General features: G+C 61.2%; 14 protein-coding genes. 9 read left to right on the top strand and 5 right to left on the bottom strand.

Going from position 1 to position 12,672, the window contains the following annotated elements; translation table 11 throughout:
- Nucleotides 1–5 precede the first annotated feature (5 nt).
- Nucleotides 6–1,094, bottom strand: a complete 1,089-nt coding sequence (locus tag HX839_RS08620; protein WP_134327357.1) for an endonuclease/exonuclease/phosphatase family protein — start codon at nucleotides 1,092–1,094, stop codon at nucleotides 6–8.
- Nucleotides 1,095–1,134: 40 nt separating this feature from the next.
- Nucleotides 1,135–1,794 carry a YciC family protein gene (locus tag HX839_RS08615; protein WP_003215498.1) on the bottom strand — a complete coding sequence of 220 codons (660 nt, stop codon included), beginning with the start codon at nucleotides 1,792–1,794 and terminating at the stop codon, nucleotides 1,135–1,137.
- A gap of 179 nt (nucleotides 1,795–1,973) precedes the next feature.
- Between HX839_RS08615 and HX839_RS08610 the strand changes: the two genes are divergently transcribed.
- The 3 genes from HX839_RS08610 to HX839_RS08600 all read left to right on the top strand — a co-directional run bounded on the left by HX839_RS08610 (nucleotide 1,974) and on the right by HX839_RS08600 (nucleotide 3,986).
- Nucleotides 1,974–2,744 carry a DUF2076 domain-containing protein gene (locus HX839_RS08610; protein ID WP_008436594.1) on the top strand — a complete coding sequence of 257 codons (771 nt, stop codon included), beginning with the start codon at nucleotides 1,974–1,976 and terminating at the stop codon, nucleotides 2,742–2,744.
- Nucleotides 2,745–2,873: 129 nt separating this feature from the next.
- On the top strand, nucleotides 2,874–3,350 hold the full coding sequence (locus HX839_RS08605; protein WP_003215502.1) for an NYN domain-containing protein: 477 nt from the start codon (nucleotides 2,874–2,876) through the stop codon (nucleotides 3,348–3,350).
- A 24-nt stretch (nucleotides 3,351–3,374) separates the two neighbouring features.
- Complete coding sequence (locus tag HX839_RS08600; RefSeq protein WP_003215504.1) at nucleotides 3,375–3,986, top strand: PolC-type DNA polymerase III; 612 nt, start codon at nucleotides 3,375–3,377, stop codon at nucleotides 3,984–3,986.
- Between the two features lie 406 nt (nucleotides 3,987–4,392).
- On the opposite strand, the gene HX839_RS08595 is transcribed toward HX839_RS08600, so the two are convergent.
- Nucleotides 4,393–4,854 (bottom strand): Lrp/AsnC family transcriptional regulator, encoded by a 462-nt coding sequence (locus HX839_RS08595; protein WP_003215506.1) that lies wholly within the window; start codon nucleotides 4,852–4,854, stop codon nucleotides 4,393–4,395.
- Between the two features lie 160 nt (nucleotides 4,855–5,014).
- Between HX839_RS08595 and yedA the strand changes: the two genes are divergently transcribed.
- The 3 genes from yedA (at nucleotide 5,015) to HX839_RS08580 (ending at nucleotide 8,020) form a co-directional block, all read left to right on the top strand.
- A complete protein-coding gene (gene yedA, locus HX839_RS08590; RefSeq protein WP_087693559.1) occupies nucleotides 5,015–5,911 on the top strand; it encodes a drug/metabolite exporter YedA in 897 nt (298 codons plus the stop codon).
- Between the two features lie 48 nt (nucleotides 5,912–5,959).
- Nucleotides 5,960–7,297 (top strand): DEAD/DEAH box helicase, encoded by a 1,338-nt coding sequence (locus HX839_RS08585; RefSeq protein ID WP_003215511.1) that lies wholly within the window; start codon nucleotides 5,960–5,962, stop codon nucleotides 7,295–7,297.
- A 195-nt stretch (nucleotides 7,298–7,492) separates the two neighbouring features.
- Nucleotides 7,493–8,020: a hypothetical protein gene (locus HX839_RS08580; protein ID WP_238544249.1), complete on the top strand. Its 528-nt coding sequence runs from the start codon at nucleotides 7,493–7,495 to the stop codon at nucleotides 8,018–8,020.
- A 43-nt stretch (nucleotides 8,021–8,063) separates the two neighbouring features.
- Here HX839_RS08580 and HX839_RS08575 read toward each other — a convergent pair whose 3' ends face one another.
- Entirely contained in the window at nucleotides 8,064–9,308 is a 1,245-nt protein-coding gene (locus HX839_RS08575) for a TIGR03862 family flavoprotein (RefSeq protein ID WP_102369954.1), read from the bottom strand.
- Nucleotides 9,309–9,480: 172 nt separating this feature from the next.
- The gene (locus HX839_RS08570) at nucleotides 9,481–10,401 is read right to left on the bottom strand and encodes a histone deacetylase (protein WP_177066951.1); all 921 of its coding nucleotides are present in this window, start codon (nucleotides 10,399–10,401) and stop codon (nucleotides 9,481–9,483) included.
- A 76-nt stretch (nucleotides 10,402–10,477) separates the two neighbouring features.
- On the opposite strand from HX839_RS08570, the gene HX839_RS08565 reads away from it, so the two are divergent.
- The 3 genes from HX839_RS08565 to HX839_RS08555 are packed head-to-tail and all read left to right on the top strand — an operon-like array spanning nucleotide 10,478 to nucleotide 12,542.
- Entirely contained in the window at nucleotides 10,478–11,047 is a 570-nt protein-coding gene (locus HX839_RS08565; RefSeq protein WP_177020958.1) for a GNAT family N-acetyltransferase, read from the top strand.
- Between the two features lie 41 nt (nucleotides 11,048–11,088).
- Nucleotides 11,089–11,958 carry an acyl-CoA thioesterase II gene (tesB, locus tag HX839_RS08560; RefSeq protein WP_003215520.1) on the top strand — a complete coding sequence of 290 codons (870 nt, stop codon included), beginning with the start codon at nucleotides 11,089–11,091 and terminating at the stop codon, nucleotides 11,956–11,958.
- On the top strand, nucleotides 11,955–12,542 hold the full coding sequence (locus HX839_RS08555; protein ID WP_177066950.1) for an HAD family hydrolase: 588 nt from the start codon (nucleotides 11,955–11,957) through the stop codon (nucleotides 12,540–12,542). The genes tesB and HX839_RS08555 overlap by 4 nt, the downstream gene beginning before the upstream one ends.
- The last annotated feature ends 130 nt before the right edge of the window (nucleotides 12,543–12,672 follow it).

Raw genomic sequence — 12,672 nt, 5'->3', positions numbered from 1 at the left:
GTTAGTTACTGCGCGGCGGGCAACAGGAACCGCGCAATCACCGGCAAATGATTGGAGATGCGCACCGTATCGCTCTGGCGCACCTTGCTCTCAACCTTCTTGATGCGCGAGCTGTGGAACAGGTAATCCAGCGTACGATCCGGCCCCTCTACGGTTGGGTCATTCGGGAAATACGTCAGCCACTGGTCCCGGTCAATCCCGCTGGATTGGCTGTTGCTCGGGATCATCGGGTACTTTTCCCACAGCAGGTGCAGCTCACTGTCCGGCGAGTATTGCCCGCGCTTGCCGGGGTCCAGGCGCAGGAACTGTCCCAGCGGCAGCAGGTTGAAATCCCCACCCATCAGCCATGGCGTGCCACGGCTCTCGAATTTATCCACCAGCTTGACGGTCGCCTGCACCTGTTCCAGCACGGCGTTGTGCCCGGGGGCCGCGCCGTCCAGGCGAGTATTGAGCACGGCCAACTGGCCGCCATCGCTCAATGGCAGGTAGGTCAGCAATAACGCGGGCTTGGGCTGGAACTGACGGCTGATCAGGTTGGCGCGTGCTACCGGCAATTGCAGGCGCTCGGCGTGTTCGATCTGGTAGCGGCTCATGGTCACCAGCTTGCGGCCGACGCTGCCGAAGATATGCAGGTCGGGCACGAAGTCGGCTTTCCAGTCGAAGGCCTGGGCGCTGCACGGGTAGAGGTCGGCCAGGCGTTCCTGGAGCAAGGCCAGTTGGTCCTGGTAGCTGGAAGGCTTGGCGCCTTCGTCGACTTCCTGCAACAGCAGGATGTCGGGCTGCTCGTCGCGGATCACCCGCGCCACTTCGTCGAGGCTTGAAGCCATGTCTTCAACGGTCGGGCGGTCGTCCGGGCCGCTGCCGTCCGGGGTGTCGTACCAGAACACGTAGTTCTTGCCCGCCAGGTACTGCACGTTCCAGGTCATGACCTTTAGCGCCTGCCCAGGCAGCAGGGTCGGCGCACGGGGCGCGACGCAGCGGATGGGCAGGGTCTCCTTGTCGGCAGGGCGCCAGGTCAGGCTGTAGATCAAGCCGGTCAGCAGGGCCGCGAGGATCAGCAGGCCCAGCAAGGTAATGCGCAGTAGTCGGGTCATCGGCTCGGCTTATGGCGTTGCAGGACAGGCCCGGAGCATATCACCGCGCGTCGGCGTCGCCACCAATCAACATGAACAGGCGGAACAACACCACGCTGGTGAACAGTTGCAGGAAGCTCTGTGCGCTGTCGATCAGCAGGCCCAGCAGCGGGTTCGGGTCCGGATAGACGGCCACGCTGGCGCCCTTGAGCAACCACAGCGGGGTCATCACGCACAGCAGGCACACCAGGATCCGCCAGAAATGCCCACGGGTCAGGCGCAGGCTTTCCTTCATGGCCGACAGCGCCGACATGCCCCGCAGCACCAGCAGGTATTCAGCGAAGGCCAGCACCACCATCAGCCACAGGCCGGGCAGGAAATACAGCGACAGGCCCAGCAGGATCAGCAGCGTGCTGATTGCCGTCAGCAGGGCAAAGCGCGGCCACAGGGTCAGGGCCATGGCCAGCACATCCAGGGTGCGCGGCGATTCACCCCGGGTGCGGGCGTCGAGGAACAGGATCAGTGCGCCGGTGTACAGCGGGTACACCAGCAGCCCGATCACCACGCTGTAACCGGGAAACGCATCTGGGCCGAGCGTGTGGTCGAGCACCTGTTGCAGCAGGGCTTCGAGGATCACCAGTGGCAGGCACAACTGCACGATGGCGCCCAGGTTGCGCTTGAAAAAGAAGAAGGAGTCGCGCAATACGTCTAACGGATTCATCAGGGTCTTCACAGGCCGAAAAGCAAGGGCGTTACTTTAACCGATCATGAGCAGATGCAAGCAAACGTAAACCTTGCGTAAAGACCATTGAAACAATCAGCAACAGCCCCATAACTGGGTTGTACCTTGCACATCGTGCGCAAGGCGAAGATTTCTACCGGCAATCTAACGAGGTCGCCATGAACAGCGAAGAACAAACCCTGATCGACGGACTGTTTTCACGGTTGCAGCAAGCCGAAACGGACTCAGCCCCCCGCGACGCCCAGGCTGAAGCGCGGATCAAGGAACACGTCACTCGCCAACCGGCCGCTGCGTACTACATGACCCAGTCGATTCTGGTGCAAGAGCACGCGATCAAGAGCCTCGATGCGCAGAACAAGCAGCAGGCCCAGCAGATCCAGGAGTTGCAGGACCAACTGCAACAGGCCAGGTCCCAGGCGGCGCAGCCTGCACCGAGCAGTGGCGGTTTCCTGTCGAGCATTTTCGGCGGCGGTTCCCGTGACCCGCAGCCGACCCAGAGCGCACCTGCGTCGTCGGGCGGTGGCTGGCGTGAACCAGCGCGTCCGTCGTTTGGCGGGCAACCTGCGCCGCAGCAGAACTACGGTGCTCCCCAGCAGAACTATCAGCAGCCCCAACAGGCACCCGCAGCGCCGATTGGCAGCGGTTTCCTCGGCGGCGCCCTGAAAACCGCAGCTGGCGTGGCCGGTGGTGTGATGCTGGCAGAAGGCATCAGCAGCCTGTTCAGCCACAACTCGCAACAACCGCAAGTGGTTGAAGAGATCATCCGCGAAGAGCCGGCCCCGGCCAGCGACAACGGCAACTGGGGCAACGACGACCAGAAATATGCCGGCAACGACAGCTGGGGCAGCGACAACGCCTCCGACAGCTTCGCCGACAACGACTATTCCGACGACTCCTCCTCCTTTGGCGACGACGATTCCTTCGTCTGACCCACACTCAACCGGGGCGCTTCGTCGCCCCGGGCTGATTTTTCTCGGAAACTCCCTTGTGGCTGGCATACTGGCAACCTTTCCGGGCCCTTGAGTCCGGGGTCCATGCGCGTGTCATGAGGATTTGCGGTGAAAAAGATAGCCGTGTTCGCCGATGTACAAAACCTCTACTACACCGTGCGCCAGGCGTACGGCTGTCACTTCAACTACGCCGCCCTGTGGGCTGATATCAGCCAGCGCGGGCAGATTGTCGAGGCGTATGCCTATGCCATCGACCGTGGCGACAGCAAGCAACAGCAGTTCCAGCAGATCCTGCGCAACCTGGGTTTTACCGTGAAGCTCAAGCCTTACATCCAGCGCAGCGACGGCTCGGCCAAGGGCGACTGGGACGTGGGCATCACCATCGACATCATGGACGCCGCCGCCCATGTCGACGAAGTGGTGCTGGCCTCCGGCGACGGTGATTTCGACATGCTGCTGGACCGCATCATCAGCAAGCACGGCGTCGAAGCCGTGGCCTACGGCGTGCCGGGGCTGACGGCCAACTCATTGATACGCGCCGCCAGCCGCTACGTGCCGATTGAAGGCGCGTTGCTGCTTAAATAGATTTTTGACGGAGTTGGAACAGGTTTGGAACGTATAGCGGTCATCGACTTTGAAACCACCGGCATCCAGCCGAGCAGCAGCTGCCGGGCCACGGAAATCGCCGTGGTCATCCTGGAGCAGGGCCAGATCGTGGACCGCTACCAGAGCCTGATGAACGCTGGTGTGCGTGTGCCGGGGTTTATCGAGCAACTGACCGGCATCAGCAACGCCATGCTGCGCACCGCACCGTCGGCGGAGCGGGTGATGAACGAGGTGAACGAGTTTGTCGGCACCACGCCGCTGCTGGCCCACAACGCCGCGTTTGACCAGAAGTTCTGGGATTTCGAGCTGGGGTTGATCCGGCGTACGCGTTTGCAGAAGTTTGCCTGTTCGCTATTGCTGGCGCGACGCTTGATGCCGGCGGCGCCGAATCACAAGCTGGGTACCCTGACCTCGTTTGCCCAACTGCCCCACACCGGCAAGGCTCACCGGGCGATGGCGGACGCGGAGATGGCGGCGAACCTTACCGCGCATCTGGCCGAGGAACTGCGTCGCACCCACGGGTTGCGGGAGTTGTCACACGAATTGCTGTGCAGCTTGCAGAAGGTTCCGGCGGCGAAGATCAATGATCATCTGAAGAAGCATCGCGGGTTCTAAGTCGCTTGAGCAGAACTCCATCTTCAACATGACGAAGATCCAAATGTGGGAGCGGGCTTGCTCGCGAATACGGAGTATCAGCAAACACATGCGCTGACTGACACACCGCATTCGCGAGCAAGCCCGCTCCCCCATTAGTTTTGCGGTGTTATCGAGGCTGTAAGCAGTCCAGCGACCGATCCACCACCACCTTCGAATCAGTGAAGCTACTGACGTCATCGCAGGCAAGCCACACACAGTTGAGCGCGGGTGTTTCAAGCAACTCGGTCAACTATGGCGATCGTTCCCACGCTCCGCGTGGGAATGCCGCCCTGGACGCTCTGCGTCCGCTCTTCAAGTCGTGACGCAGAGCGTCACCGGATGCGTTCCCACGCAGAGCGTGGGAACGAGCTGCCGAGCGGCGTGTTCAGTTGCCACTCTTCCCATTCCCTTCCAGCTGCCCCAACGGCACCCGCCGCTCTATCGCGCTCGACAAGATGATCGAGGTCTTGCTGAACCCGAATTTCGCCACCCGATTGATCAGGTTCTCCAGCTCCGGCATCGAGCCCACCGCCGCCTGCATGATCACGCACGGATCGCCCGTCACCCGATGGCATTCAGTCAACTCGGGAATTTCCGACAGTGCGTCGTAAACCTTCTGGCTCCCATGATTGGTCAACCGCAACTCAATCACGCACTGGATCGGCAACCCCACCTTCGACAGGTCGACCTTGGCCTGATACCCGGTAATCACACCACTGGCTTCCAGTTTCGCCACTCGCTCAGCCACGGCGGGCGCGGACAGGTTCACGGTGCGCGCCAGTTGCGCGTAGGACGCGCGGCCGTCTTCCAGCAGGGCGCTGAGAAGCATACGGTCGTATTTGTCCATGATAAGGCTCCGGGAATGCATAGCTTTCGAAAGCACGGTTTATAGCCTTGATAACCATGTTTTGAAAAGTGTACTGGCGCTTTAAACAGGTTTTGTAACTTATGTTTAAGGCCGGGGATTTCTAAAATAACGCTCCCTTGTCCTGCCACAGAGCTGCCCAATGCCTGGCCCACGTCGCTTTCCCTTACCGTTGATCGCCGCCTTTTTTGCGTTGTATGTGATCTGGGGGTCTACCTACCTGGTGATTCGCATTGGTGTGGAGTACTGGCCGCCGCTGTTGCTGGCGGGGATTCGCTTTATGACAGCGGGTGCGCTGATGTATGCCTTCCTGCGCTGGCGCGGGGCGCCGGCGCCGACGTGGGTGCAGTGGAAGGCTGCCGCGAAGATCGGCATTTTGCTGCTGACCTTCGGCAACGGTGCGGTCAGTGTGGCCGAACATACGGGCGTGGCGTCCGGGGTTGCCGCGTTGGCGGTGGCGACGGTGCCGTTGTTCACCTTGCTCTGTGGTTATTTCTGGGGCGCGCGTAATACCCGTCTGGAATGGGCCGGGGTGGTGCTGGGGATTATCGGTATCGCCATGCTCAATATGGGCTCCAACCTGCAATCGAGCCCCACCGGTGCGGCCTTGCTGATTTTTGCGGCGGCGGCCTGGGCCTTTGGTTCGGTGTGGAGCAAGCATTTGCCGCTGCCTCAAGGCGCGATGGCCAGTGCGGCGGAGATGCTGATCGCAGGTTTCGTGCTGCTGTTGCTCAGTGCCGTCAGCGGCGAACACCTCCAAGCCATGCCGCCGCTGGAAGGCTGGCTGGCCCTGGCGTACTTGACCGTGTTCGGCTCGATCATCGCCTTCAATGCCTATATGTACCTGCTCAAGCACGTACGCCCGGCGGCGGCCACCAGCTATGCCTACGTCAACCCGGCGGTGGCGGTGTTGCTCGGGATTGTGTTTGTCGGTGAGACCATCGGTATGGAAGAAGCCCTGGCAATGTTGGTGATTATCAGCGCGGTGCTGCTGATCAGCCTGCCACAGTGGCGAAAGCCAAAACCGGAAATAAGGTAAACTGCCGCGCATTGCGACCTTGCGCTGACTTTTTCCTACGGTATTTCCATGACTTTCGCCACACTTGGCCTGATCGAACCCTTGCTGCGCGCCCTTGAGACGCTTGGCTACCAGACCCCGACGCCGGTGCAGGCGCAAGCCATTCCGGCGGTGCTGGCAGGCCGTGACCTGATGGCTGCGGCCCAGACCGGCACCGGCAAGACCGCCGGTTTCGCCGTGCCGCTGCTGCAACTGCTTACCATGGAAGGGCCGAAAGTCAGCGCCAACTCGGTGCGCGCGCTGATCCTGTGCCCGACCCGCGAACTGGCCGAGCAGGTTCATGCGAGCGTCGCCGAGTACGCCCAAAACGTGCCGCTGACCACTTACGCCGTTTACGGCGGCGTGAGCATCAACCCGCAGATGATGAAGCTGCGCAAAGGCGTTGATGTGCTGGTCGCCACCCCTGGCCGCCTGATCGACCTGTTCCGCCAGAACGCGCTGAAGCTCAACCAGCTGCAAACCCTGGTGCTGGATGAAGCTGACCGCATGCTCGACCTGGGCTTCTCCGAAGAACTGGCGAACATCTACCGCATGCTGCCGAAAAAACGCCAGACCTTGCTGTTCTCCGCAACCTTCTCCGACGAGATCCGCCAGTTGGCCGGGCAGATGCTCAACGACCCGCTGACCGTCGAAGTCAGCCCGCGCAACGTCGCCGCCAACACCGTCAAGCAATGGGTGGTGCCGGTGGACAAGAAGCGCAAGGCCGAGCTGTTTGTGCACCTGATGCGCAAGGGCCGCTGGAAGCAGGTGCTGGTGTTCGCCAAGACCCGTAACGGTGTGGACGCGCTGGTGGAAAAACTCCAGGGCCTGGGCATCAATGCCGACGGGATTCACGGCGACAAGCCACAAGCCACGCGCCAGCGTGCGCTGGATCGCTTCAAGAGCAGCGACGTGCAGATCCTGGTGGCCACCGACGTGGCGGCCCGTGGCCTGGATATCGAAGACTTGCCGCTGGTGGTCAACTTTGACCTGCCGATCGTGGCCGAGGACTACATCCACCGCATCGGCCGTACCGGTCGTGCGGGCAACACCGGTGAGGCGATTTCCCTGGTGTGCGCCGATGAAGTGAACATGCTGTCGGCCATCGAGATGCTGACCCGTCAGACGTTGACCCGGAAGATGGAGCAGGACTTCGAACCGGAGCACCGTGTGCCGGATACCGATGCCACTGGTCAGGTGGTGAAGAAGCCGAAAAAGCCGAAGAAACCCAAGGCTTCGGGCGGCGGTGGTGGCAAGCGTAACCTGGGCAAGTGGGTGGACAGCGGGGAGGCGACGCCGGTCGAGCCTTCGATCAAGCCAGTGCGTAAGGTGCCCGTGTTTAACACCGGGCCGCGGAAAAAGAAGTAGGGCTTGTTGGTTATCAAGTAAACGCATAGTGACTACCGTGAGCGGAGCAATTCCGCTCGCGTCAAGTTGTGCCTCGTCATCCTTGATGAGTTATTGCTTGTGATTTGGATATTTTTTGTAATTGTCGCCGTGTTTAAGTGCTGGAACTTAAAATGCTTCATTTCCACTGAGGTTGAGTCAGAAACTGATTTCTGAATGACGAACTTAGATGGAGATGTAGATATGGCTGTGTTTTTAGTACCTTTTGTTTTGCCGGTCCTGGCGGCGGCGGGCATTATCGGCGGCGTTGTTGTAGACGGCGAAATCAAGAAAGGCAAGGCCGCTGACGAGAAAGCTTTCAAGCAGGTAGAGTTGCGTGTGGCCGAATTAAGGTCCCGGGTTGAAGACCATGCGGCGCGCGGCGAGTATGGGCAGGCAATCCATTCGTTCAGAGAGTTGATGTCGTTGTATGAGGCTAATTATTCGATCAGTCCTGAGATAAGGGCGCCATTGGATAAGTATCTACAGGATATGCTTTATACCAGTCAGGAAGAGGGCCAGAAACTCAGCTACGCCTTCAAGCAGGAATGGAACGATTTGAAACACGGCGATCCTTCCAGACTCTTCAGTGCGTATTCAGGTTATATAGAAAATCTGAAAATTTTACTGCCTGAAGAGGATGCTTTCCTGCAGAAGCAAGTAACAGCTTTTAAACGTGCCTATCCCGATTTAACAGCCAGTTGAGTCAGAGGTAACTTTGCTGCCGGGCGGTGATGGGGTGAGTGGGTCATGCCGGGGTGGCCGGCCTCAACCACTCAAGAACACCGCGCCCTGCCGCCTGCCCGCTGGCAAAACACCCCGTCAGCAAATACCCGCCCGTCGGCGCTTCCCAGTCCAGCATCTCGCCTGCGCAAAAAACGCCCGGCAATTGCTTGATCATCAAGCGTTCATCCAGCGCCTCAAACGGCACGCCGCCTGCGGTACTGATGGCTTCATCCATTGGCCGGGTTTTCACCAGCGTCAGCGGCAGCGCCTTGATATCCACCGCCAGCTGCGCCGGATCATTGAAGTGCTCCGCCGGTGACAGCTCGCGCAAAAGTGCCGCCTTCACCCCATCCAATCCCAACTGACTGTGCAAATGCTTGCTCATCGAGCGTGAGCCGCGCGGCTTGCTCAGCGCTGCGATCACCTTGTCCAGTGGCTTACTCGGCAACAGGTCAATGTGCACCGTGGCCGATCCATCCCGGTTGATCGCCTCACGAATCGGTGCCGACAACGCATAGATCAGGCTGCCTTCGATGCCCGTGGCGGTGACCACACATTCCCCCAGCCGTGGCTTGTCGTCTGCCAGGCCAATGGCGACGTTTTTCAGCGGTGCCCCGGCGAATTTGCTGACCATCAACTCGCTCCAGGCCGACACCTCGAAGCCACAGTTGCTCGGTTGCAACGCCGCGTAAGGCACGCCCTTGTCTTCCAGCAGCTTCAGCCACGCCCCATCCGAGCCCAAGCGCGACCAACTGCCGCCGCCCAAGGCCAGCAACACTGCATCACCGCGTACGCTTTTGTCGCCCTCGGGGCTGTGGATAAGCAGGCTGCCGTCGGCATTCCAGCCCAGCCAGCGATGGCGGGTGTGGATAACTACGCCCTGGTCGCGCAGGCGCTTGAGCCAGGCCCGCAGCAGCGGGGCGGCTTTCATGTCAGTAGGAAACACCCGGCCGGAGCTGCCGATAAAGGTTTCAATCCCCAACCCGTGTATCCATTCGCACAACGTTTCGGCACCGAACTGACGCAGCAACGGCGCCATGCACGGCGCCCGTTCGGCATAGCGCGCCAGAAACGCCGGGTAAGGTTCGGAATGGGTGATGTTCATGCCGCCCACGCCCGCCAGCAGGAACTTGCGGCCTACCGAGGGCATGCCGTCGTACAGGTCGACCCGGATCCCGGCCTGGCTCAACACTTCGGCGGCCATCAGCCCCGCCGGGCCGCCGCCGATGATGATGACGTGTTGAGATGGGGTTTGAGTCTGGGGCATGGGGATAACTGCGGTTCGGCAAAGTAGGCCGAGCATTCTACCCGAGGATGCTCATGCTGCCTGATCAAAAAACATACAGCCTTCTGCAGGCCAGGCGGCTTATGGCCTGCAGGGGCTTTCACTCAGGTTATCCACAGGCAGTTCCACAGCGATTGTGGGTAACGCGCATAACTCAATGACAGCCTGATGACGTCCAGACGCGCTGCGCGCTGTGGTGCAGGATCCCGTGGCGACGGGCCAGGGCAGGGCGGTCTTTGCTGTAGCCGCCGCCGATCACCCCGACCACCGGAATATCGCGGCCCAGGCAGTGGCGCATCACGCTTTCATCGCGGGCGGCGACGCTTTGGTCTGTCAGCTTGAGGTAGCCGAGGGCGTCGTCCTTGTGTACATCCACGCCGGCGTCATACAGCACCAGGTCGGGCTGATACAGCGGCAGCAGGTAGTTGAGGGCATCGTCGACCACCTTGAGGTAGTCCGCGTCGCCCATGCCCATCGGCAGCGGGATGTCCCAGTCGCTTTGCGCCTTGCGCGCGGGGAAGTTCTTTTCGCAGTGCAGGGACACGGTGATTGCATCCGGGGTGTCGTGGAGGATGCGTGCGGTGCCGTCGCCCTGGTGCACGTCGCAGTCGAAGATCAGCACCCGGTTGACCCGCCCGCTGGCCAGCAGGTAATGGCTGATCACGGCCAGGTCATTGAAGATGCAGAAACCCGCCGGGTAATCGTAGTGGGCGTGGTGGGTGCCGCCGGCCAGGTGGCAGGCCAGGCCGTGCTCCAGGGCCTGCTCGGCGGCCAGCAACGAGCCGCCCACCGCGCGCACGGTGCGCCGGGCCAGGGCTTCGCTCCAAGGCAGGCCAAGGCGCCGTTGGTCTTCGCGCGACAACTCGCCGCTCATGTAGCGTTCGATATACCCAGGTTCATGGGCCAGGGCCAGAATCTCGGCGGGGCAGAGTTCCGGGCGCAGCAGTTGGCTGTCCCGTGTCAGGCCGCTCTCCACCAGATGGTCACGCAACAGGCGGAATTTATCCATGGGGAAGCGGTGGTCTGCCGGGAACTCGGGGCTGTAGTCGTCGTGGTAGATCAATGGCAAGGGCATGGGGATTTCTGACGGGAACCAGCGACGGATCTTAACAGCGCGTTACACTCACGCACATGGCAAGGGAGGGGGACCAATGGAGCCGATACTGCAATTGGAAAGCGCACGCCTGGTGCTGCGCCAATGGAGGGATGCCGACTTGCCGGAGTTTGCGCGCATGTGCGCCGACCCGCAGGTGATGCGGTATTTCCCGGCCACCTTGAGCCGCCTGGAAAGTGCCGCGCTGATCGGGCGTATTCGCGGCCATTTTGCCGAGTACGGTTTTGGCCTGTGGGCGTTGCAGCGCAAGGACAGCGGCGAGTTCATCGGCCTCACCGGCTTGCTGAATGTGAGCTTCGAGGCCCCGTTCACTCCGGCGGTGGAGATCGGCTGGCGCCTGGCCAGGGAACACTGGGGCCTGGGTTACGCCAGCGAAGCCGCCTGGACTGCCCTGCGCTGTGGTTTCGACCGGCTGAAGCTGGACGAAATCGTTTCGTTTACCACTGAAGCCAATCTGCCATCACAAAAAGTCATGCAGGCCATCGGTATGCATTACGATCCCCTGGCAGATTTTGAACACCCCAAGGTCGCAGCCGATGACCCCTTGCGGCATCATGTGTTGTATCGCATCACCCGCGCCCAATGGTTGGACACGCTGCACGGATAAGCAGCCCGGAATGCCCAATAGATTGTTGTAGGAGATGCTCTATGAGCCAAGTGTTGGAAGATCTGGTGGACCTGCTGACCCTGGAACCGATCGAGGAAAACCTCTTTCGCGGCCGCAGCCAGGACCTGGGCTTTCGCCAGCTGTTCGGCGGCCAGGTGCTCGGCCAGTCGCTGTCGGCGGCCAGCCAGACCGTTGAAGAGGCGCGGCATGTGCATTCGTTGCACGGTTACTTCCTGCGCCCCGGCGATGCGGCGTTGCCGGTGGTGTATTCGGTTGACCGGGTGCGCGATGGCGGCAGTTTCAGCACGCGCCGGGTGACGGCGATCCAGAAGGGCAACCCGATCTTCACCTGCAGCGCTTCGTTCCAGTACGACGAAGAAGGCTTCGAGCACCAGACCACCATGCCCGTGGTGGTCGGCCCGGAGAACCTGCCGTCGGAGCTGGAGCTGACTCAGCAGCGCGCGCACCTGATTCCCGAGCACATGCGCGAAAAGCTGCTGTGCCCCAAGCCGATCGAAGTAAGGCCGGTGACCGAGAAAGACCCGTACAACCCGCAGCCGTCCGACCCGGTCAAATACGTGTGGTTTCGTGCGGACGGCGCCCTGGCCGACTCGCCGGCGCTGCACAAATACCTGCTGGCCTACGCTTCGGACTTCGGCCTGCTGACCACCTCGCTGCTGCCCCACGGCAAGACCGTGTGGCAGAAAGACATGCAAGTCGCCAGCCTCGACCACGCGCTGTGGTTCCACGCCGACCTGCGTGCCGATGACTGGTTGCTCTACGCCATGGACAGCCCATGGGCCGGCAATTCCCGTGGGTTCTCCCGGGGCAGCGTGTACAACCGCGCCGGGCAACTGGTGGCATCCGTTACCCAGGAAGGCTTGATTCGTCATCGCAAGGATTGGGCATGAGCCTCAGTGATGTGAAGCACTGGGTGTTCGACATGGATGGCACCCTGACGGTGGCCGTGCATGATTTTGCGGCGATCCGCGTGGCCCTGGATATTCCGGCGACTGACGACATTCTTACGCACCTGGCGGCGTTGCCCGCCGATGAAGCAGCGACCAAGCATGCGTGGTTGCTTGCGCATGAGCGTGAGTTGGCGCTGGGTTCGGTGGCGGCGGAGGGGGCGGTGGAGTTGGTGCGGGAATTGGCCGGGCGGGGTTATCGCCTGGGTATCCTGACGCGCAATGCACGGGAGCTGGCCCATGTGACATTGCAGGCGATCGGCCTGGCGGACTGCTTTGCGGCCGAGGATGTGTTGGGGCGTGATGATGCGCCGCCCAAGCCTGACCCGGGTGGTTTGTTGAAGCTGGCGCGAGCGTGGGAAGTGGCGCCGCAAGAGATGGTGATGGTCGGTGATTACCGGTTTGATCTGGATTGCGGGCGGGCGGCGGGGACCAGGACGGTGTTGGTTAACTTGCCGGATAACCCGTGGCCGGAGCTGGCGGATTGGCATGCCGAAGATTGCGCGGTATTGCGCCGGATGCTCTAACCCCAGGCAATGAAGATCAAATGTGGGAGCTGGCTTGCCTGCGATGCAGACACTGCGGTGTATCAGTAACACCCAGGTGATGCCATCGCAGGCAAGCCCGCTCCCACATTTTCGATCCGGTTTCTTCAGT

Origin of the sequence: Pseudomonas sp. I8001 (assembly GCF_013385345.1) — a bacterium.
Taxonomy (GTDB): Bacteria; Pseudomonadota; Gammaproteobacteria; order Pseudomonadales; family Pseudomonadaceae; genus Aquipseudomonas.
This window is presented reverse-complemented; position numbering and strand designations above follow the sequence as displayed.